Source organism: Stappia sp. TSB10P1A (assembly GCF_900185725.1).
GTDB lineage: Bacteria > Pseudomonadota > Alphaproteobacteria > Rhizobiales > Stappiaceae > Stappia.
The window spans coordinates 290,961-310,695 of record NZ_FYAU01000029.1; the positions used below are offsets into that span (position 1 = coordinate 290,961).

Below are 19,735 nucleotides of genomic sequence, written 5' to 3' on the forward strand. Positions count from 1 at the left end.
GGTGGAGGGGGGAGAGGGTCGACGCGCGCAGTGGCGCCTTTGGCGAGTGACCGCTTGCGGCACCCTCGGGAGGGCTTGCCGCCGATGCAGCGTCAGCCGAGCGGTGCGAGGCGATCGAAACGGCAGTGGGAGCGGCCCAGGCGCGAGAGCCGGCCGGGGTCGAGGCGATGTTTGGCCAAGACCGCCTTGTCGAAGACCTGCGGAGGCGTGAGAACAGGTGCCCGCGTCCCGGACTGGCTGCCGAGATTGATGCGTGGAACGACGCCTGCCTTGGGCGTGAGCAAGACGTAGCACCACTGGCTCGCAGGCCGGTTCGCTTCGACCGCTGCAACGTCGGCATAGGCACCGCCGGTGATGATCATCAGGTTTGTGCCCTTGACGGGCACCCGTTCGAAGAAGTGCAGCTCCTTGGAGGGACGGAAGCCTGCATCACCGTTGCCCTGCGAAGAGGCCTGCGCCTTCCCCGTGTCATTCGCCTGCCGGTCAGGGCGGGTATCGCCGTTCCGTTCGGTACGGTCAGGCGCCTCTTGAGGCAGGGGGATACCACTGCTGCGGATGACCTCCTTGCCGCCGCGATACGGCGGAAGGCCGCCGCCCGTGTCGATACTGCCAAGGCTCCCTGCATGATCCTGCCCGGAGCTGTCGGTAGCGCCCAGAGACCGCCTCTTGTCGGGATTCGCGTTGTCGGCGCGGCGAACCGGGCCGGACGGCTGCGGGACCACTGATGCGGCCGCAACCGCTGGGGTGCCGGTGACAGCCAGCCTGTCCCACAGGCGTGCCATGCCCTGTGCCCCGACAAAGTCGTGGGCAATGAGAGCGGCAATGCCGCTGATGACCGTGAAGGCGAAGATACCGGCAAGGCCGAGACCGAGAATGCGGGTCATGGGAATCTCCTTCGCAGGATGCGGGACGTCGAGTTTGGGAGGGAGGTTCGGGGGACTGGCGCTGTCGCCGGAGCGCTGCAGCGGAGAGCCCCGAGAGACGCGATGCAACGGGGGCGCTGGTCCGGGTCGATTGACCCGATACGCTGCCCGTCCTGCCCTCAAGCAGGTCTGGCAGAGGGAGAGCCCTATTCGGCATCCCCGGCACGGGACGTGCCCGCCGCTTGCGAGGCCGCGTGCCCGGCAGGCTGGTGATCGTGTTCGCGCCAGGCGCTGACGAGGATGATCAACAGGATGGCAGGGGCGAGATCGATGAACAGCGCCGCCGCCCACTCGGGCAATAGGGCGCGCCAGTAGGTGCGCACCGCCTCATGCGGCCCCTGCGGGCGCTTGCGGGTGGCCGGCTCGCTCTTGACCGTCGCAAGGCTGGACAGACCTGCCTGAAGCGCCTCGGCAACCGGCTTCACCATCTCCGAAATCGCGCGCACTTCGTCGTTCTGCACCTGCTGGAACCCGGTGCCGGCCTGCGTGGAGGCGGGGAAGAGCGTTGCAAGGCTCTTCAGCGTTGCCGCGATTGACACGCCGTAGTCGTGCTGGGCCATCTGCACCAGCAGGTCGTCGATGCGCTCTGCGGCTACAACCGCCGCCTCGACCCGGGGGCGGATCGGACCCGGACGATAGGTCTGAGCCTTCAACTCGGCGAAGTGCCGGCCGAGTTCGCCTTGCAAGGCGCGCGAAGCCTCGACGCCCTTGCCGATGTCATCGGCAAGGCTGTTCAGCAGGCCCGCCACCTGCCCCAGGGCGTCCGACACCTTGCCGGGCTTGGGGCGACCGGACTGGGTGCCATGATCGATCTCGCTCTGCTGCAGGGCGGCGAAGCGCTGTGCCTGGGCGCGAATGGCCGGCAACAGGCGCTGTGCGGCAAGCGAGTTCGCGAAGATCTCGTCCTTGCGCCATTCGGCACTGGCGGTGACATCGTCGAGCGACATCTGCACGGCGGTGCCGCCTGCAATCGCCATCATGTTGAAGGGGGCGTCGATTGCCGCGAGCGTTCCGACATAGAGGCTGGCAGCCGACAACGCCACGGCAAGACGGGTGCCGCGCAGCCGGTAGATCAGGCCGAACAGATAGAACCAGCCGAGCCAGGCAAATACCCCGATCGACAGGGCCACCGCCAGGGCCTGCCCCTTCTGGACAAAAGTGGCGCCGGTCTCGCCCATGGTCACGGACAGCCCGTAATAGGTGAGCATCATCGTCGCGCAGGACGGGGGCATTAGCAGGATCTCGGTGAGATGCTCGCGCAGGACAGTGCGCCCCTTGAGATCGAAGCGGTTCTGCTGGAAACGGACGTCGGCCGGCGACGGCATGGCAGATCTCCTGTGGCTGGAGAAGGCCGCAAGACGGCTGGGCCTTGCGGCGGGTCCCGCACTCCGGGCCAACTGCCGAACGACGAACCGGCAACGTCACGAGGCGAGATGAGACGAGGCTGGCCGGCGGAGGCAGAAAGAGCGAGGACGGGGAAGACGAAGCGGGAAGATGATCAGTGGGAGAGTGTCCAGGCGCGCCCGGCGCAACTGGCAGCGCGGGCAGGACCCAAGCCGGACATCCGGCAAGCCCGCCAAGGCAGTCGGGTGGCCCAAGGCGGTGGCGGTGCGCTCACCGGAACGGGCGGATGTCGTGCCTCAGGCCAGCCTTGGTGGAGCGCTGGATCGTCTTGTTCGAAGAGATCCGTCCCCTTGAGCTGCGCTCGGCGGCTCAGGTGCCACGTGGGCGCCTTGCCCAGCTTGCGCAGCGCTGCAATGCGCCTTTGCGCAAGGTGGCCGATGCCAGTCTGTCGATGAAGGGGATACACTTGATCTGGGGATGATCCGCGCGGGTTCAAGCCCCGCGCGGATCGCAATCATCGATGCTGCTTACGACCGCCTGCCGCCAGTCACCGGGAGCACTGCCTCCGACCAGGCCGCAAGGAAGGCCCGCGCCCTCGGCAGGATCTCCGGCCCGGCAGTCATCTGCCGGTAGCGGATGAAGGGCACTCCATCGGCATCCTGCTCGCTGCTGTTCAGAAGATGCCGGTCCCGGAACGTCCCGGTCAGGGCGGTGCGGCCCGCCTGGGTCTCCAGCAGAAAGCCCAAACGTGAGAAGCTGATCCGGGAGGCCTCGTTCAGCCGCCCGCTTCCCGTCTGCCGGACGGCAAGGCAGATCTCCCGCACCTCGCCATTGGCAACGAAGTCGTGCAGCATGCCAAGGGCACCCATCGCGCTGGCGATCTTCAGCCCCGCATAGTCCGGATGAACCACCGCGCCTCGCAGGACAAGACGGTCCCGATCATCGCGATGGAAGTGCATCGTCCCGACGACACGCGTCCCGTCGCGGGCGCACACCACATGAGCATCGCGCTCGATCAGGTCGCGCGGTTCGAAGCGGAACAGCATCGCACGGCCCGCATCCGAGGCAAGCACCTCGTTGAACAGGTCCAGGCTTGCCGCAGTCAGGCGTAGCGCCTCCGCATCGCTCATCGGCCGCGCGCTGCTGAGTTCGATATTCGCATGCCGGTTGCGCACCGACACGGTGCTGAGCGGCAGGCGCGGGGTCGGGCCCTTCGGGGCGGCAACCGCCGCCCCGTCAGGTCCCTGTCCGCCATGGTGGTCGAACAGTGCCGTCATCACATCTCCTCCCGTCCGGGGGCGAACAACTTCGCCCATTCCTTCGCCTCGTCCGCCCTCTGCGCCTGCAGCGCATGGATCTGCGAACTCAGCTCCAGCACCGTCTTCACCAGCGCTTCGGCGAGGCAGCACCCGCCGGCATTCGGCAGCACCTGCCGGACCGCGAGAGCCTCAGCATCGCTTGCGCCGGATGCGTCGGTGGTCTCCTCTGTCGCCGCAGGTGCCACCCGGTACGGGCAGCGCCGGCAGATCGAGAACGCGCCGTCCGACACAAAGGGCCGGCGGCAGGAGGGGCAGTTGGGGGAGTGGTCGCTCATATCGGCTCTCCTGTGTCAGAGCGGTGTGAATGACACAGGAATAAGTTTAAATCCCCGAGTAATAATAGGTTACACTAATGATTATCGATGGATTATTTTGGTAATTAGTAATCCAATATGGATTAATCAAAAATTTATTGACATAAATCTATGAATGAACTAAGTTTTACGAGTTATGAAATGCACTTTTGAAAAATTATTTCATGTTGAAATTGTCCGAAACGCTGAAAACAATCAGGTCATTCGAGAGGCTTGGCGGAATGCTAACGGCGAGTTTGATAGGGATGGAGATGAGCCTGCCTTCGTAAGCTACGATGCGCTTTCCGGAGAGGTAGCTGTGCGGCAATGGTGGCGTGACGGGAAACTGCACCGAGATAACGGCCCCGCTTACGAGCGTCTCGCCCGGGGATCCTGCGTGGTTGCAAATGAGTATTGGTACACAAACGGCGTCCTCCACCGGAAAGACGACAATCCTGCGCGAATATTCCGCTGCCGCGAAACAGGCGCGGTCACTCAAGAAGTTTACATGAAATGGGGGCTCCGCGACCGAACTTCTGGGCCGGCCGTCATCCATTATGACCCTAACAGCGGACGCGTTTGGAGGTCAGAATATTGGCGCCAAGGTCAGCGCTTGCAGAGAAAATGCATAGCACCTAATCTCCGCTGAGTTTTCATTCACCCATGCGTGGTGGAGCTGGTCCAGGACAGTGGGTTGATATCGTATGAGTGACCCTGAACTTGCGGCGTTCGATAGTGTCGTTGCCGATTTGCTTGAGCTTAAACCTGGCGAAGCGCGCGATCGGACTGTGGCCATAAGGAAAAATATTGCAAAAAATATTGATGCTAAATTTAAGAACATGCCGCGTGGATCAATAGAAAAAAGCAAAATACTTTTTTTTGAGGCGGCGGCAAGTCTCGCTGGAATCGAAATAAAAATTGGTCATCCATCAAAATTTCTTGCGCCACTGAAAAGCAATGGCGCGGGAAGCGAAGAAATTCTCCGCGCTATATGTTTTTTGTGCTTCAAAACGCACGAGTTCCGTGAGGTGCGTGAGGAGATTTGCAGGTTACTTGAAGTATTTTATGGTGGAAGTATAGATGATCCTCATTGGCCTCCAAAGATTGTTTTCAGATTGGGAGATATCGTAAAGTCAGCCCTGATTAGTTCAGCCTATGTTAATTATACAGGAAATATAAATAAGGCGAAATTGGAAATGGAGGGCTTGCTCGGAGGGCATACTTCCAGTTCTGATCGCGATGATTCGACGGAAATAGAACTTTGGGGGCTTGTTACCGTTGAGAGCGTGTCCGTAAACAGAGATTCGTACTTGTTTGGGCTCTCGGACCACCAACAGCGCGTACACGCGGGAAATCCCGTTGCTCCTTTGGTGGAGTTGGTTATGTCGCCAGAATATGACGCTAGTGGTTACGAGTTTGGATTCCGCTGCGTCCGAATAGCTACAGATATCGTGACCACCGATCTTTGTGAGGTGGTGGTAGAGAAGCAATATGAGAACGAACGCGCCATCGGAAATAATGGGCAAGTTGTTGTTCGCCGAGGTGGGGCTGCCTGCTTCGTGGAAATAAAAAGCCGCCACGAGTGCCTGAACGGGGGCTATTATATGGATCAGCCCTTCTGTTATATTACGCCACGCTCTGTGCCTTTTCAGTTTACTGGCGAATTAAAGGTTTCGCTTGTTGAGATGAACATCTGGAGGGTTGATGGATCTGAAATTCCGAGTAGCAATAAAAAAGCTGTCATCGCGGCTTTGCTAGCAAAAAAACTGACCGGCGACGGGGTTGCCGAGCCGTGGTTTACTTTATCTCGACTTACATTTGAAATACGTAGTTTCGCTGGTTAGTGCGCATGAGCAACGCAATTGAAGCTCGTATTCGACTAGTAGAGGGAGCTAAGACCGACAATTTCGTTGAGTTGGTGCATCTTTCGGGCCTAGATCCGTCCAAAGATTTTAGATGTAGAAACCTGAGCTACGTCGATTTTTCAACGTGTGATTTAAAGGGGTTTGATTTTCGTGGCGCTAAGCTCGAGGGCTGCAATTTCACCGATGCTTTGGTCGCAAATGCACTATGGGATAGTGATGTATCTATTCCCCCTATATTGTCAAAGTCTAGAGATTTTTCCGTATACGTTCAGAGGAACTTAAGTTTATTTACGCAGATAGCGACGAAGGAATCTAAGTTAAGCGAAGATATAATGTTCGAAAACGAGGCCTTCTACGAAGAAGCATCGCAAGTTGCGCTTCATCCTAGAGGGCCACAGCGTCTACACCGCAAGGCGGTGGGAGTTGAAGATGCTGATGCCATGTTCGCCCTTGGTGTCGGCTACCAGCAAGGCACAGGCGTTGAGGTCGGTCCTGCAGAGGCGGTGCGCTGGTATCGCAAGGCAGCGGAGGCCGGGGACGTCGCCGCCATGTTCAACCTCGGCGTCTGCTATCAGAAAGGCATAGGCGTTGAAGCCGATCCTGCAGAGGCGGTGTGCTGGTATCGCAAGGCAGCGGAGGCCGGGGACGTCGCCGCCATGTTCAACCTCGGCGTCTGCTACCAGAAAGGCATAGGCGTTGAAGCCGATCCTGCAGAGGCGGTGTGCTGGTATCGCAAGGCAGCGGAGGCTGGGGACGTCACCGCCATGTTCAACCTCGGCGTCTGCTACCAGAAAGGCATAGGCGTTGAAGCTGATCCTGCAGAGGCAGTGGGCTGGTATCACAAAGCGGCAGGGGCTGGGGATCGTGTCGCCATGAATTATCTCGGCTTTTGCTATCTGCTAGGCATAGGTGTTGAAGCTGATCACGAAGAGGCGGTACGCTGTTTTCGCGAGACAGTTGAAGTTATTTAAATATCCTTGGCTCTGAACCTCACGATCTAGTGTTGGAAGCTCCGGCCCGGTGCCTCGGGCCACTTGCACTTGCAAGGTGTGCCTGTATTACAGGCGACCTTGCCAAGGGAGGCCCGCTGCGCGCCTCCCGTTGAATCCCTCCCGGCCGATTGCGGCAATCTCTTGCTGTGAGTAAACGAGCCGGCTGTTGAAGAGCGCTATTTCCGTCTTTCGCAGTAGCCGGCCGATCCAGCTTGTGCATATTGCAAAGAGATAGGTCGATATGGAATACTCTGCCAATTGACGCGAGATTGTAGAATAGACGTTATTTTCTGCGCTCTTAGGTGAGTGCGGAATGATCATTTTATTGGAGCGGTTTAATGAGGATCGAAAATATTGCGGTACGCAATTTTCGCTGCTTTGGCCCCGAGCGGGTGGAAGTTAGTCTGCAAGAGCAGGTGACTGCCTTCGTTGGAGGGAATGGTTCTGGGAAGACGGCGCTCTTCCAGGCACTTTCCCGCCTTTTCGGTGTGACGAGGACCGACAGGGCCGTTACAAAGAAAGACTTTCATATCGCTCATGGCGAAGAGGATCTTCCGGATGGTCGGGCGTTGGAGGTCGAGTGTCTAATTGGCTTCCCAGAGCTGGATGACGAAGAGAACGAAGACGCTCAATCAGTCCCCGATTTTTTCAATCACATGGCTGCCTCGGGGCCAGGCGAACCGCTAAAGGCGCGTATTCGGCTTGTCGCCAGATGGATCGAAGATGGAACGCCGGACGGGACCGTCGAAGAAGACCTCAGGTGGATCACGACGCTCGACGACGAATTCGAATGGGAGACCTGTCCCAAAGTTTCGGCTGTGGATCGCGCGAGCATACAACTCGTCTACGTTCCGGCCCTTCGCAATGCGGCCGACCGTGTCACAGAGCTTCTGAAGGGACGTCTTTGGCAGGCGGCGCTTTGGTCTGCAGATCTTGGTGCTCGTGCGAAGGAAGGGGCGGAGCTTGTCCAGAACCAGTTCGATCAGGAGGCACCGGCAAACTTTATCATCGAGCGTCTGACGCACAGGTGGCAGCAGGTCTATGAAGGCGACACGGACACTTCCCCCAATCTTCGGCTGATCGAAAGCAGGATCGAAGAACTGGTGAGGCGTGCGGAGTTCGTTTTTCATCCTGACGAGGCCGGTCGAAGCCGAAACCTTGCTGATCTCAGTGACGGTCAGCGCTCGCTTTTTCACATCGCTCTGACGGCTGCAACCCTGGAAACCGAACAGGCTGCGCTTGCTCTCCCTGCAGCAGAGCGCCCGTTTGATCAGGAAAAGCTGCGCCGCACGCATCTGACCATTCTCGCGATTGAGGAGCCTGAAAACAGCCTTTCCCCGTTCTTCCTGTCCAGGATCGTGACGCAGGCGCGGGAGATCGGCAGAATGGGTACCGCGCAGTCGCTGATATCAAGTCATAGCGCGAGCATCCTCTCCCGCGTCGAGGCGGACGAAGTCCGCTACTTCCGGCTTGACCGTCAGACGCGTCGCGCCTCCGTCAGGCTGCTCACTTTGCCTGAAGACGATGCCGAAGCGAGCGCCTATGTACGCCTTGCAGTTCGCTCCTATCCGGAGCTTTATTTTGCGCGGTTTGTGATCTTGGCGGAGGGGGACTCGGAGCGGATCGTCCTGCCCCGGCTTGCCGAAGCCCGAGGCGTCCCCCTTGATCCGTCATTTGTGCCGGTAGTGCCGCTGGGCGGACGCTATGTCTCGCACTTTTGGAGACTGCTCACAGATCTCGGCATCCCTCATGCCACGTTACTGGACTTTGATCTTGGCCGTGCTCATGGCGGAGCCAACATGATCCGAACTGCGTTCGCGGCTCTCGAAGACGTAGGCCGCGATCTGACCGCAAATCCCCTCGTCGTTGACGGTACGATAGACCTCGACGATCTCGAAGGCCTCGCCGATGAGGATGTTCTGGGCGACTGGGAGGACAATGGCTGGCTTCAGGCGCTCCGGCATGAAGCTGTCTTCTTTTCCGACCCCATCGACTTGGATTTCGCAATGCTGACGGCGTTTCCTGACGCATATCAGCATCCGAACCCGGGCGGGCGCGGTCCCAGGGCGACACCGGCGGCGATCGCCGAGAAAAAGAGGGTGGTCTTAAAAACCAACGGCAATCCCGACATCTACGATGACGATCACTGGGACGCGAGCTTCGCCTGGTATCCCTATCTTTTCCTCAGCCGCAGCAAGCCCGAAACCCACCTCGCTGCGCTGAGCAGGATCACGCAGGACAACCTCGCTCACCTTGCCCCGCCGGAACTGTGCGCACTGACCGACCATGTGAGAGACGTTCTGTTTCCCGAGCCGGATGAAGACTGATGCCCGTTGCGCCGGAAGATTGGCGACCGCAGGGCGTCGATGATCTTGAACCGCGAGCCTGGAACGCTCTTCGAGAGACCGCACAGAGCGTTTGCGTTACCGCCGGTGCCGGAGCGGGCAAGACCGAATTTCTGGCGCAGAAGGCTGCCTATCTTCTGCAGACCGGTCTTTGTCCCCAGCCAAAGCGCATTCTCGCGATCAGCTTCAAGCGCGATGCCGCCCAAAATCTTGCGGCGCGGGTCCGTCAGCGCTGTTCTGAAGAGCAGGCACGCAGGTTTCAGTCGATGACTTTCGATGCGTTCACGAAGCATATGCTGGATCACTTCCGCCTCGCGATCCCCGAGGCTTACAGGCCGCCTGCTGACTACAGCATCGCTTTTCCCTCCAGGCAGGACATAGAGCTCTTCCTGCGAAGGCACGGCCGCCCGGACGTCAGTGCAGACCGGTTTGAACGAGCGGTCGCACGCACGGCGCTGCCGCTTGAAGAAACCGTCGAAAATCCGCGCGCACGAGAGCTGCTTCGGGCCTACTGGGAGGAGCAGTACACCATGCCCGATGGCGCACTGCTCTCGTTTCCGATGATCAATCGTCTTGTCGAATACATGCTGCGCTCAAATCCAACCATCAAGCGCGCTTTGCGTCTGACCTACCCCTTTGTTTTTCTCGACGAGTTCCAAGACACGACCTATGCGCAGGACAGCCTCGTGAAGGGCGCTTTCAGAGACAGCAATTCTGTTCTCACCGCTGTTGGAGACGACAAGCAAAAGATTATGGGTTGGGCGGGCGCAATGAACAACGCGTTCGACGAATTCGTCATTGACTTCAATGCGGTTCGCCATGCGCTTCTCAGAAATTGGAGATCACATGAGGCGCTTGTTGCCATCCAGCACGTCATCGCACGGCAGATCGATCCCGACGTCGAGGAAGTCGAGGCGCGCGGCGAGCTAGCGGTCGAGGGGGATACAGCGGCGATCTGGCGGTTCGACAGCCGCGAACAAGAAGCCGAGCAGATAGCGCGATGGATTCGAAGCGAAGTCGATGCCGGCCGCATTGCACCGCACGATGCTGCAATCCTAGTGCGCATGCGGGCGAACAATGTTGAGGACGAGCTCGCACCTGTTCTCCGCGAAAACGGTCTGATACTGCGAAATCTTGCAAGAAACGTCGGCGGGATCGCCATCCAGGATCTACTCGCCGAGCCTCTTACTGAAGTGGTCCTTTCGCTCTTAAGGCTTGGGACGAGTGCGCGTGACCCGGACGCCTGGAACACGACGCAGGACCATCTGCAAGCGTTGGCTGGCACCAGCCCGGATGACGAGACTGGGCAGGAGCGTTTGCAGCGCGAGATCGCGGTGTTCTCCAGGAACCTTCGGCAGACCATGCGTGACGAGCCGCCTGATCCGGCAGTGGCCGACCGGCTGTTCGCGCAAACTCTAGAGTTCACTGGGGTAGAGCGGTTGCGTCAGACTTACCCCGAGTATCGTCGCGACGCGGATTTTCAGCGCGTCCGCACGGGCTTCCAACTCCTTTTGCGTGAATGTACTGAGAATGCAGTGGACTGGATTAGCGTTCTCGATCGCTTTGAGGGCAAGGGTCAGGTCCCACTCATGACAATCCACAAGAGTAAGGGCCTCGAATTCCATACGATGATCTTTTTCGGGCTTGATGCTCAGACATGGTGGAGCCTGCTACCGGATCACGATGAAGAGCTTAAATCATTTTTCGTTGCGTTTACCCGTGCCAAGCAACGGGCATTCTTCGCTTATTGTTCCGAACGGGGCAATACTATTGGTTGGTTGGAACAGCTTCTCCTGCCCGCAGGTGTGGTGCAGGTCGATGGAGCTGATATCATGGGGCCCGATCCATAGGAACGGGACGTTTGGGGATCAGGGAACCAAATCCGCAGCGGCGATAATGGTGCGCGCGCCTGACCTGGTGGTACGCCGCAGAAACAAGCCCCGCATCCGTCGACGTGACGTAACCTCAAGCAACGCCTCCGCTTAGTTTCGGCGCCCCCCACGAGGAGCGTTATCCGGTATGGATAGCTTTCTTCCCTTCGTGACGCTTGTCTTCTCGCGGCTGTCCACCTCCTTCGGACCGGGCTCTATCGCTTGGGCCTGCGCCCCTCGCGACCGAACCCCTTGGCGAACGCGGCGGGTTTCGGCCCATGCGGGTGACAATCCCTGGGCGGGGAGTGGACGGCCGCCAGGCGGCCGGCATGTGAGTGGGTGTTTCTTTCGTTCGGCAGGCGGCCTTCCGCCGCCTGAGTGATGTTCTCCTGCGCGCTGGTTGCGCGCGTGATCCCCTTGTTCCAGCTTGCACCGACGGCGGGGCTCTCCGCCAATAGCCGAAGTCCGGGCGGGCCCGCTCCTTCGCCGGGTGCGCTTCGCTGTGCTCGGCTGCCCGTCTCCCGTGTGGCCCGGACCGCGTGACGCGCCGTTGCACGGTTCGTCTTTGGCCGCCCCGCCTTTCGGTACGACCGTCCCTTATGTCGCCGCCGCCCGCCTGTCGGCGGCGGCGAGGTTTCTGTCTGTCTTCTTGGGGACGCTCGGCGCTGGCCAGGGGTTCATGCGCGGCCCTTCGGGGTCGTGCCCTCAACCCCCAACCGACAGGAGACTACCCCCATGAAACTCATTCACCTTACCCTTGATCAATTGTCCCCCTCGCGGGTCAATGTCCGCAAGAAGGGCGGCAAGGAGATCGCCGATCTGCTTCCCTCCATCCGGCGGCTCGGCATCCTGCAACCGCTTCTGGTGCGTGCCGGCGCGGACGGCTACGAGGTGGTTGCCGGACAGCGGCGGCTGGCCGCGCTTACTGCGCTGGCCGCAGAGGGGATTGCCGACCCCGTGCCCGTCATCGTCATGCAGGACGGGGACGATGCCACCGCGATCGAGGCCTCGCTCACCGAGAACATCGCCCGTCTGCCGATGGACGAAATCGACCAGTACAAGGCCTTTGCCGCCCTGCGCGGCGAGGGGCTGGAGATCGGCGACATTGCCGCACGCTTCGGCGTGAGCGAACGGCTGGTCACCCAGCGGCTCGCGATTGCCGGTATCATCGAGCCGGTGCTCAACGCCTATCGCCGCGACGAGATCAGCGCCGAAACCCTCCGCATCCTCACCATGGCAACTCCGCGCCAGCAAAGGGACTGGTGGAAGCTGTTCAAGGACAAGGAGAGCTACGCGCCCCAAGGCAGGCAGTTGCGAGGCTGGCTGTTCGGCGGCGGAGAAATCCGGCTGGACCGCGCCCTGTTCGATCTGGAGCAGTATACGGGGCCGATCATCTCCGACCTGTTCAGCGAGGCGCGCTACTTCGGCGATGTGCAGGCCTTCTGGACCCTGCAACATGCGGCCATTGCCGCGCGGCGCGAGGCCTATCTCGCCAAGGGCTGGGAGGCGGTGGTCGTACTCGACATCGGCCAGCACGTGCCGCGCTGGGACTATGTGAAGGTTCCCAAGGCGCGTGGCGGCAAGGTCTATGTCTCCATGACCGCAGACGGCGAGGTGAGCTTCCTTGAAGGCTACCTGCCCGAGCGCGAGGCGCGGCGCAGGCAGAAGCAGGAGGCCGAGGGCGGCAGGCCTGATGGCGCACCGCTTCCCTCCACCGTGGCACGGGGCGAACTGACCAAGTCGATGCACAACTATATCGGCCTGCACAAGCATGCGGCGGTGCGCACCGAACTGCTGGCCCAACCACGCATTGCCCTGCGGCTGACGGTGGCGCACATGATCGCAGGGTCCGGCCTGTGGAAGCTGGAGGCCGACCGCCAGAAGGCGGCGAGCCCCGCCATTCAGGAGAGCCTTTCCGCCTCGCTTGCCGAGCAGGGCTTTGCCGAGGAACGCCGCCGCATTCATCTGTTTCTGGGTCTGGACATGACGGACGCGGAAGACGATGCGGACAGCGAAGCAGAGGACACGGATGCAGAGGCAAACGCGGACAGTGGAGCCGACGAGGACGGGGCTGCAATCGACGGCGACAGCCAGACCGTCCGGCGGGACGGGCCTGTCGTCTTCCACGGTCAGGGGCACTGGCTCGAGGGCCGTTGCCTCGCGCGCATCTTCGAAAGCCTGATGCATATGGAGGACAGCACGGTCATGCGCATTCTCACCTTTGCCATGGCCGAGACGCTGGAGGCGCAGACGGGCACGGTGGACGCGCTGGGGCTTCTGCTCGGCACCGACATGCGCAACTGGTGGACACCGGACGAGGTCTTCTTCGATCTCCTGCGCGACAAGCAGGCGATCAACGCTATGGTGCGCGAGGTGGCCGGAGACGTGACCGCCGGAGCGCATGCACTCTCCACCGCGAAGATCCAGAAGAAGATCGTGGCCGATTGCCTCAACGGGACGCGCACCGGCGAGGTCAAGGCAGGGGAGTGGATTCCGCCCTACATGGCCTTCCCGCCGAGGGGCTACACCACCCGCTTCGAAGGCCCCATCACGCCGGACTGGTCGCCGAAGTCATCGAGCCGTGAGGCAGGCACCGAGGGCGACTCCGCCGCCGAGGTCGAAGACCCCGATCTCGATGATTGCGGCGATGTCAGCGAAGCGGCATAGCGCGAAAATTTTCGCTCCGCCGGACGCAGTGTCCGGCGGAGCGGTCTGCACAAAAACGCTATGATCTTGGTTCAATTTCGAACGTCTGGGTGGGTGGTAAGGGGTCGGTCCGCTTCTCGGGGCCGGAATTGGGACAGCTGTCATTCAGGGAGCCGCCGCACTTCGACCGCAACGCGCCCTCATTGCTGTCGCAAAGATGCGCCGACCTTTTCTCCAAAAGCGGACTTTGCCTATGATATGTTGTGTGTCAGTCGCGGGTGAACTCCCGGCCTGCCACTTCGCTGCTGTTGCGCGCTCGGACTGACCACCGATCGATTGCCACTCCACTCTTAGTCCGCTATGCCACTAAAACTCAGACAAACGCTGGGGCGCAGGGCAAGAATGATATGATCGAACGCCAGATAACCGACATACGCGATACGGCCACGCGAATTAGCGGCGACGCCGCCCGCGGGTTTGTTGCCCGTCTGTGGTCACTCTGCAATATTCTTCGAGGCGACGGTGTAGGCTACAATCAATATATCTCCGAACTGACCTATTTGCTTTTCCTCAAATTGGCGGAGGAAACGGAAGCGGAATCTCTGCTGCCAGACGGCTATCGATGGTCTGATCTAGTCCGCTACGACGGCCCTAATCTGCTCGGACACTATCAAGAATTCCTGACCCACCTTGGTGCCGCGGCCGAGTCTGAGCTTGTCCGCTCCATCTACACTTTCCCAACTACAGTCTTCTCTCATTCGGAGAACTTGAAGGCTGTCATCGCCGGTATCGATGCCTTGAATTGGCATTCTCTGACCGCGGATGCGATCGGCGTGGTCTATGAGGGGCTATTGGCGAAGAATTCCGAGGACTCCCGTTCCGGAGCCGGCCAGTATTTCACGCCGCGCGCACTGGTGGACAGCATGGTGGCCTGCACACGGCCAGATCTAGGAGAAATTATCCAAGACCCATCAGCCGGGACAGGCGGTTTTCTGATCAGCGCCGACCAATTCATTCGCAACAAGCGCGGTATGGCTGCATACCAGGCCAATCCACCTCGGTACGAAGGCATGGAGATAGAGCGGGGCACTCATCGGCTGTGTCTCATGAATGCCTTCCTGCACGGCATGAACGCGAAGATTTACCTGGGCGACACGCTGACAACTGATGCGGAGAAGCTGAGTGAGGCCGACGTCGTGCTGGCCAACCCGCCCTTTGGCAGCCGCACTGCCGGGATGCGGAGCGCGCGAGAAGACATCGCCCACACGTCGTCGAACCGCCAGCTACAGTTCCTTCAGCACATCTATCGTGCCCTTCGCCCAGGTGGCCGAGCGGCCGTCGTGGTACCAGACAATGTGCTGTTCGAAAGGGGACTAGCCCAGAAGGTGCGGGAGGAATTGACGGAGCTGTGCGATCTCCGGATGATGCTGAAGCTGCCAACTGGGATTTTCTATGCTCAGAATGTCAGCACCCACGTTCTTTACTTCGAGCGCAGCGGAACCGCGTTCCCAGCGACGCGGGAGGTCTGGCTCTACGATCTGAGAAGCGGTATGCCCCGCTTCAACAAGCGGCGGCCCCTTGCTCGGCAGGACCTTGAGACTTTCGAGCGCGCATTCGAACAGGTTCGGGGCGGTGGCGAGCTCAATGGCACGGAAGACGATAGGCTTAAGCGATTTACTCGCGCTCAGGTCGTCGAACATCTCGATGAGGTTGCAACGGGGTGGCTCGACGCGGACAGGGATATCGCAGGTGACCTGGCGCAGGAAGACGTTCACGAAGCGCTTCAGCAGATGTTAACGTCCCTAGACTGGATTTCCGGAGAGCTTGGCGAGGTGTTGGAGGCGCTCGCCGCCGGCCCGGGTATCAAGCCTGAACGCCAGAAGCCCTAATGGCCGAGCTCCCAGCCAACTGGGCTTCCACAAAGCTCGGCGCGTTCAGCGATCTTGTCAACGGTCGGGCGTTCAAGCCTTCGGACTGGTCCACCGTTGGATTGCCCATTATTCGTATCCAGAACCTCCGAAACCCCGATGCACCCTTCAACCGGTTTGCGGGCGCAACGGAAGAACGCCATCGGGTCAGTGACGGCGATCTACTTTTCGGCTGGTCTGGCACACCGGGGACATCGTTCCGAGCGCACATCTGGTCGAGAGGCGAAGCCGTTCTGAATCAGCACATCTTCAAGATCGTCTTCGATCCCAAGATCGCCAATGCCCAATTTCTAAGAATTGCGATCAACGCTTACTTGCCGAATTTAGTAAAACAGGCAAAAGGGGGAGCTGGCCTGAAGCATTTGACTCGTTCTGCAGTGGAAGGAATCCCCATCCCGCTTCCGCCGCGATCGGAGCAGGATCGCATTGTGACGGCGCTGGCGAACACCGCGGGCCGCCTTGCTGCGGTCGATATCGAACTGAAGGCGATGATCGAGGGACTCCCCTACGTTGAACGACAGGTTCTGGTCAGGACTATCACCGGCGGCCTGTTGCGGCCCGATCAGGATCGTATGATTTCCACTCCGCTTCGTGAAGGTGGAACGAGTATTATACGTATCCAAGATGTTGGCGAACTTCAGATCGGCCGACAACGCTCGCCGGATGTGCACAAAGGTCCTTCGATGCGTCCCTATCTTCGGGTCGCGAATGTACTCGATGACCACATCGACGCGGCCGACCTCATGACGATGAATTTCGAAGACGCGGAGTTCGAGCGGTATCGCCTGCTGCCGGGCGACATCCTAATCAACGAAGGTCAGAGTTTAGAACTGGTCGGTCGTGCCGCCATGTATCGTGGCGAACCGGGTGGCGTCGCCTTCACCAACACCTTGATTCGGTTCCGGGCGGGCCCTCTTGTCGATCCGGAATACGCATTGGTCGTCTTTCGCGCCTATCAGCATATGGGTCGGTTCCGCGAGATAGCGAAAATTACGACGAATCTGGCGCATCTTGGCCTTCGTCGGTTTGCTGGGCTCGACTTTCCGCTTCGCCCGTTGACGGAGCAGCAGGATATCGCTCGTATCGCACGGAGCCTGATCACGAAAATTCGCAACTCCGCGGAAGCTCTCGCCCTTCTGAGAACCGATACCAGAAATCTAATAGACGCGTTTGAGGCCAGGGCCCTAGCCGGACGCCTTTCGCGGCAGTCGGAACTGGAAGTCGCGCCCACGATCGCGCGACTACAGAAAGCGATTCGCAGTAAGCCGCAAGCTATAGGATCGTCGCGACCGCGCGTCGGAAAAGCTGGGAGGACGAAGGTTATGCCAACGAAAACGCTGGTCGAAGCCCTTGCGCAGGCTGGGCAACCTCTCGACGGGCAGTCGCTGTTCAGCGCAGCCGGCTATCCTGATGACGCCTCTGTGCTTCAGATCGAAGAGTTCTTTTTAGAACTCAGAAGAGCCCTAGCAGAGGGAAGCATCCGGCGCACAGTGACGGACGGCGAGCGCTTCTCAATGGTGGAGCCTGACCGATGAAAGTCGACGTCCTCGAAATCCGGTCCCGGTTCAAGAATCTGGAGGGCGTCTGCATCGACTTCGACCAGACCAACCTTATGACGGTTGTCGTCGGCCGTAACGGCTCGGGCAAGTCAAATGTCCTGGAAGCGCTTGTTGCGATTTTTCGCAACCTCGACTTGGGCGATCCTCCGCCCTTCTCCTACCGCCTAGTCTACCGACTCGGGACCGGAGACTCCACTGTGTGGGTTCGCATCGACGCCGATCCTGATCGCAAGCCGGCCGATCAGTATGATGCCCGCCATGCGCCCAGCCTAGAAGCTCTGGAGGCCGGGGGGGAGGCGATCAAAAAGGCCCGCCTCCATCGCACACGTGACGGCAGGGCGGAGTTCCTGCCCAAATACCTGTTCGCCTACTACTCTGGGCCAAGCGACCGACTTGAGGATTATTTCCGTCGCCACCGCACGGACTTCTATCGGCGTCTGCTCAGAAACCAAGTTGATTTGGCCGGTGACATCAGACCGCTCTTCTATGCCAAGCCAATCCATAGCCAGTTCGTCTTACTCGCCTTTTTCCTGAGCCATATGGATGAAGATGAAAGGGCCTTTTTGAGAACCCATCTCGGAATCACCGGTCTGGACTCCGTCCATTTCGTAATGAGACGGCCCGCGTGGGTGAGAAAGCCACGCGAGCGCTTCTGGGGTGCTGACGGGGTAGTCAGAGAGTTTCTCGACCGTCTATATCCTCTGTCTCTGGCACCTGTGCGCGTCCGAAGACCCGAGACCACTTCGCTGACAGGTCAGGGCGTGAGGAACGAGTTTGTGCACTTGTTCCTACCAGACTTAGACAGTCTGCGAAATTTTGCGCGCGATCTCTCTCCGGATGTTTTCTTTAAGATGCTGGAAAGTACACTCCTTTCTGAGATTATCTCAGAGGTTCGGGTAACTGTCGGGTTGGATTCTAGTGATACCCCGCTGTCTTTCCGCGAACTCAGCGAGGGCGAACAACAGTTGCTGACCGTGCTGGGCTTACTAAAATTTACCGGTGGTGCGGACTCTCTGTTCCTGCTGGATGAGCCCGATACCCACCTGAACCCGGCTTGGGCGGTCAAATATCTCGGCTTCCTGCGAGATTTTGTTCCGAACCATGAAACGAGTCACTTGCTGATGGTCAGCCACCATCCCTTAGCCATCGCGGAACTTGAAAAGGAGCAGATACAGGTCATGTGGCGCGACGAGGGCGGTCAGGTTCGTGCGACGGAGCCGGCGTATAGCCCCCGAGGCATGGGGTATGCCGGCATCCTGACGAGCGACATGTTCGGGCTCTACACTACCTTGGACGCCCCGACGGAAGAATTGATCCGTCAACGCCGCACCCTTGCAGAGAAGACTGAACTCGACGAGGCAGAGAAGGTACGGCTCCGCGAATTGGACCAGGAACTCGCGATCCTAGGCTTTTCCTCACGCCACTGGGATGGAGACTACCAGGAGTATTTGCAGATTCGGAGTGAACTAGAAACAGACCACGAGCGCGGCTCTGCGAACGACAACCCTGAGCTTCACAAGCGCCGGCGCGAGATCGCGGCTCGGATCGTCAAAGACATGATTGCGCGGGGCGAGATGGAGGCGCCGGATGCGGCGCATTGAGTATGATCCGGCTAAGATCACTTACCCGGCGGGCTGGAAGGACAAAGCGGCGAAACTCCTGCAGGAGCTAGTGGACGCCGCTGATGGTCCGGCGCGACAAAAAATCCTAAGCGACCCGAACAACCGGATCTGGTCGGAACTGAAGCTTGAACTACGCAAGTTATCCCACGGCAAATGCTGGTACACTGAAGCGCTGCAAGCTGGTACGGATGTCGATGTCGATCACTATCGACCGAAGGGCCGTGTGGCCGAATTGATCGCGGCCGAACTCCCTCATCCCGGTTATTGGTGGCTCGCTTATGACCCCTCCAACTATCGCTTTAGCTGTATAGTCGCCAATCGCCGTCGTCAGGACGTTGAAGCAGGTCGGACCGGAGGCAAGGCCGATCACTTTCCAATACAGCATGAGGCCGAACGCGCCTACGCCGAGGATGTGGACTATGGTGCCGAGAAACCGCTGCTAATTGACCCTTGTGTCGCTCACGAGCCGGAACTCATCACCTTTAAAGAGGATGGCGAAGCCATGCCACGTTTCCCGGAGGACCAAGCGTATAAGCACGGCAAGGCCGCGAGGTCGATCGAACTCTATAGCATCAACCATTCGGAGTTCGTGACGGCCCGGCTAGAACTAAGGGATCGCATCGAGAAGCTTAAGAGGGACGCGAAACGTTTCTTTGCCAAGCTGGAAACCGGCGACGCGGATCATGAGAACGGATATGCGAGCGCCATCGCAGAATTGGCCCGGCTCCGCTCTGCGCCAGCCCCGTTTTCAGCTTTCTGTGCCGCCATGATTGAACCTTCTTCACATGAAGACTATCTATTTGGGTTGCGGCATGCCTAAGTTCCCTGCGCGGTGGGAGTGTGCTGAGCGCTAATCGCGTGGAGTTGCACGTAGTCATCATCATGGGCGGCAAGGCACGACCATGATACTTCTTACCTTCCAAAAAAAATTAACATATCGGAGTGGCCCAGCGGAAAGGAGGCATACCGCGAGCGCATAGTTTGAAAGTCTGCTTATTCAATTTTGCCTTCCGAAAGACGACCGTCTC

The 19,735-nt window shown here is 59.5% G+C and carries 13 protein-coding genes; 9 read left to right on the top strand and 4 right to left on the bottom strand.

From position 1 onward, the window contains the following. Positions 1 to 92: 92 nt before the first annotated feature. The 4 genes from TSB10P1A_RS15195 to TSB10P1A_RS15210 all read right to left on the bottom strand — a co-directional run bounded on the left by TSB10P1A_RS15195 (position 93) and on the right by TSB10P1A_RS15210 (position 3,861). Positions 93 to 884 (bottom strand): hypothetical protein, encoded by a 792-nt coding sequence (locus TSB10P1A_RS15195; protein WP_186388772.1) that lies wholly within the window; start codon positions 882 to 884, stop codon positions 93 to 95. 185 nt (positions 885 to 1,069) lie between these two features. Continuing rightward, positions 1,070 to 2,248, bottom strand: a complete 1,179-nt coding sequence (locus TSB10P1A_RS15200; protein ID WP_186388773.1) for a hypothetical protein — start codon at positions 2,246 to 2,248, stop codon at positions 1,070 to 1,072. A 546-nt stretch (positions 2,249 to 2,794) separates the two neighbouring features. Beyond that, complete coding sequence (locus tag TSB10P1A_RS15205) at positions 2,795 to 3,544, bottom strand: GNAT family N-acetyltransferase (protein WP_186388774.1); 750 nt, start codon at positions 3,542 to 3,544, stop codon at positions 2,795 to 2,797. Further along, positions 3,544 to 3,861 (bottom strand): hypothetical protein, encoded by a 318-nt coding sequence (locus TSB10P1A_RS15210; protein WP_186388775.1) that lies wholly within the window; start codon positions 3,859 to 3,861, stop codon positions 3,544 to 3,546. The genes TSB10P1A_RS15205 and TSB10P1A_RS15210 overlap by 1 nt, the downstream gene beginning before the upstream one ends. Before the next feature lie 722 nt (positions 3,862 to 4,583). On the opposite strand from TSB10P1A_RS15210, the gene TSB10P1A_RS15215 reads away from it, so the two are divergent. The 9 genes from TSB10P1A_RS15215 (at position 4,584) to TSB10P1A_RS15255 (ending at position 19,527) form a co-directional block, all read left to right on the top strand. Continuing rightward, positions 4,584 to 5,723 carry a hypothetical protein gene (locus TSB10P1A_RS15215; RefSeq protein WP_186388776.1) on the top strand — a complete coding sequence of 380 codons (1,140 nt, stop codon included), beginning with the start codon at positions 4,584 to 4,586 and terminating at the stop codon, positions 5,721 to 5,723. 5 nt (positions 5,724 to 5,728) lie between these two features. Next, the gene (locus TSB10P1A_RS15220; protein ID WP_186388777.1) at positions 5,729 to 6,715 is read left to right on the top strand and encodes a pentapeptide repeat-containing protein; all 987 of its coding nucleotides are present in this window, start codon (positions 5,729 to 5,731) and stop codon (positions 6,713 to 6,715) included. A 359-nt stretch (positions 6,716 to 7,074) separates the two neighbouring features. Then, positions 7,075 to 9,063, top strand: coding sequence for an ATP-dependent endonuclease (locus TSB10P1A_RS15225; RefSeq protein WP_186388778.1), 1,989 nt, complete (start codon positions 7,075 to 7,077; stop codon positions 9,061 to 9,063). Then, the gene (locus TSB10P1A_RS15230; protein WP_244293134.1) at positions 9,063 to 10,931 is read left to right on the top strand and encodes a UvrD-helicase domain-containing protein; all 1,869 of its coding nucleotides are present in this window, start codon (positions 9,063 to 9,065) and stop codon (positions 10,929 to 10,931) included. Before TSB10P1A_RS15225 ends, TSB10P1A_RS15230 begins: the two co-directional genes overlap by 1 nt. A gap of 756 nt (positions 10,932 to 11,687) precedes the next feature. Then, positions 11,688 to 13,619: a ParB/RepB/Spo0J family partition protein gene (locus tag TSB10P1A_RS15235; protein WP_186388779.1), complete on the top strand. Its 1,932-nt coding sequence runs from the start codon at positions 11,688 to 11,690 to the stop codon at positions 13,617 to 13,619. A gap of 386 nt (positions 13,620 to 14,005) precedes the next feature. Beyond that, positions 14,006 to 15,487, top strand: a complete 1,482-nt coding sequence (locus TSB10P1A_RS15240) for an N-6 DNA methylase (protein WP_186388780.1) — start codon at positions 14,006 to 14,008, stop codon at positions 15,485 to 15,487. Next, positions 15,487 to 17,061 carry a restriction endonuclease subunit S gene (locus tag TSB10P1A_RS15245; RefSeq protein ID WP_186388781.1) on the top strand — a complete coding sequence of 525 codons (1,575 nt, stop codon included), beginning with the start codon at positions 15,487 to 15,489 and terminating at the stop codon, positions 17,059 to 17,061. The genes TSB10P1A_RS15240 and TSB10P1A_RS15245 overlap by 1 nt, the downstream gene beginning before the upstream one ends. Continuing rightward, positions 17,058 to 18,686, top strand: a complete 1,629-nt coding sequence (locus TSB10P1A_RS15250; RefSeq protein WP_186388782.1) for an AAA family ATPase — start codon at positions 17,058 to 17,060, stop codon at positions 18,684 to 18,686. The genes TSB10P1A_RS15245 and TSB10P1A_RS15250 overlap by 4 nt, the downstream gene beginning before the upstream one ends. Continuing rightward, positions 18,673 to 19,527 (top strand): hypothetical protein, encoded by an 855-nt coding sequence (locus TSB10P1A_RS15255; RefSeq protein WP_186388783.1) that lies wholly within the window; start codon positions 18,673 to 18,675, stop codon positions 19,525 to 19,527. The genes TSB10P1A_RS15250 and TSB10P1A_RS15255 overlap by 14 nt, the downstream gene beginning before the upstream one ends. The last annotated feature ends 208 nt before the right edge of the window (positions 19,528 to 19,735 follow it).

Excerpts from the sequence above, each read along its gene's own strand:
- TSB10P1A_RS15205 (WP_186388774.1), bottom strand. The coding sequence starts at position 3,544 with ATGACGGCACTGTTCGACCACCATGGCGGACAGGGACCTGACGGGGCG.
- TSB10P1A_RS15220 (WP_186388777.1), top strand. The coding sequence starts at position 5,729 with ATGAGCAACGCAATTGAAGCTCGTATTCGACTAGTAGAGGGAGCTAAG.
- TSB10P1A_RS15200 (WP_186388773.1), bottom strand. The coding sequence starts at position 2,248 with ATGCCGTCGCCGGCCGACGTCCGTTTCCAGCAGAACCGCTTCGATCTC.
- TSB10P1A_RS15230 (WP_244293134.1), top strand. The coding sequence starts at position 9,063 with ATGCCCGTTGCGCCGGAAGATTGGCGACCGCAGGGCGTCGATGATCTT.
- TSB10P1A_RS15245 (WP_186388781.1), top strand. The coding sequence starts at position 15,487 with ATGGCCGAGCTCCCAGCCAACTGGGCTTCCACAAAGCTCGGCGCGTTC.
- TSB10P1A_RS15225 (WP_186388778.1), top strand. The coding sequence starts at position 7,075 with ATGAGGATCGAAAATATTGCGGTACGCAATTTTCGCTGCTTTGGCCCC.
- TSB10P1A_RS15255 (WP_186388783.1), top strand. The coding sequence starts at position 18,673 with ATGCGGCGCATTGAGTATGATCCGGCTAAGATCACTTACCCGGCGGGC.
- TSB10P1A_RS15210 (WP_186388775.1), bottom strand. The coding sequence starts at position 3,861 with ATGAGCGACCACTCCCCCAACTGCCCCTCCTGCCGCCGGCCCTTTGTG.
- TSB10P1A_RS15215 (WP_186388776.1), top strand. The coding sequence starts at position 4,584 with ATGAGTGACCCTGAACTTGCGGCGTTCGATAGTGTCGTTGCCGATTTG.
- TSB10P1A_RS15235 (WP_186388779.1), top strand. The coding sequence starts at position 11,688 with ATGAAACTCATTCACCTTACCCTTGATCAATTGTCCCCCTCGCGGGTC.
- TSB10P1A_RS15195 (WP_186388772.1), bottom strand. The coding sequence starts at position 884 with ATGACCCGCATTCTCGGTCTCGGCCTTGCCGGTATCTTCGCCTTCACG.
- TSB10P1A_RS15250 (WP_186388782.1), top strand. The coding sequence starts at position 17,058 with ATGAAAGTCGACGTCCTCGAAATCCGGTCCCGGTTCAAGAATCTGGAG.
- TSB10P1A_RS15240 (WP_186388780.1), top strand. The coding sequence starts at position 14,006 with ATGATCGAACGCCAGATAACCGACATACGCGATACGGCCACGCGAATT.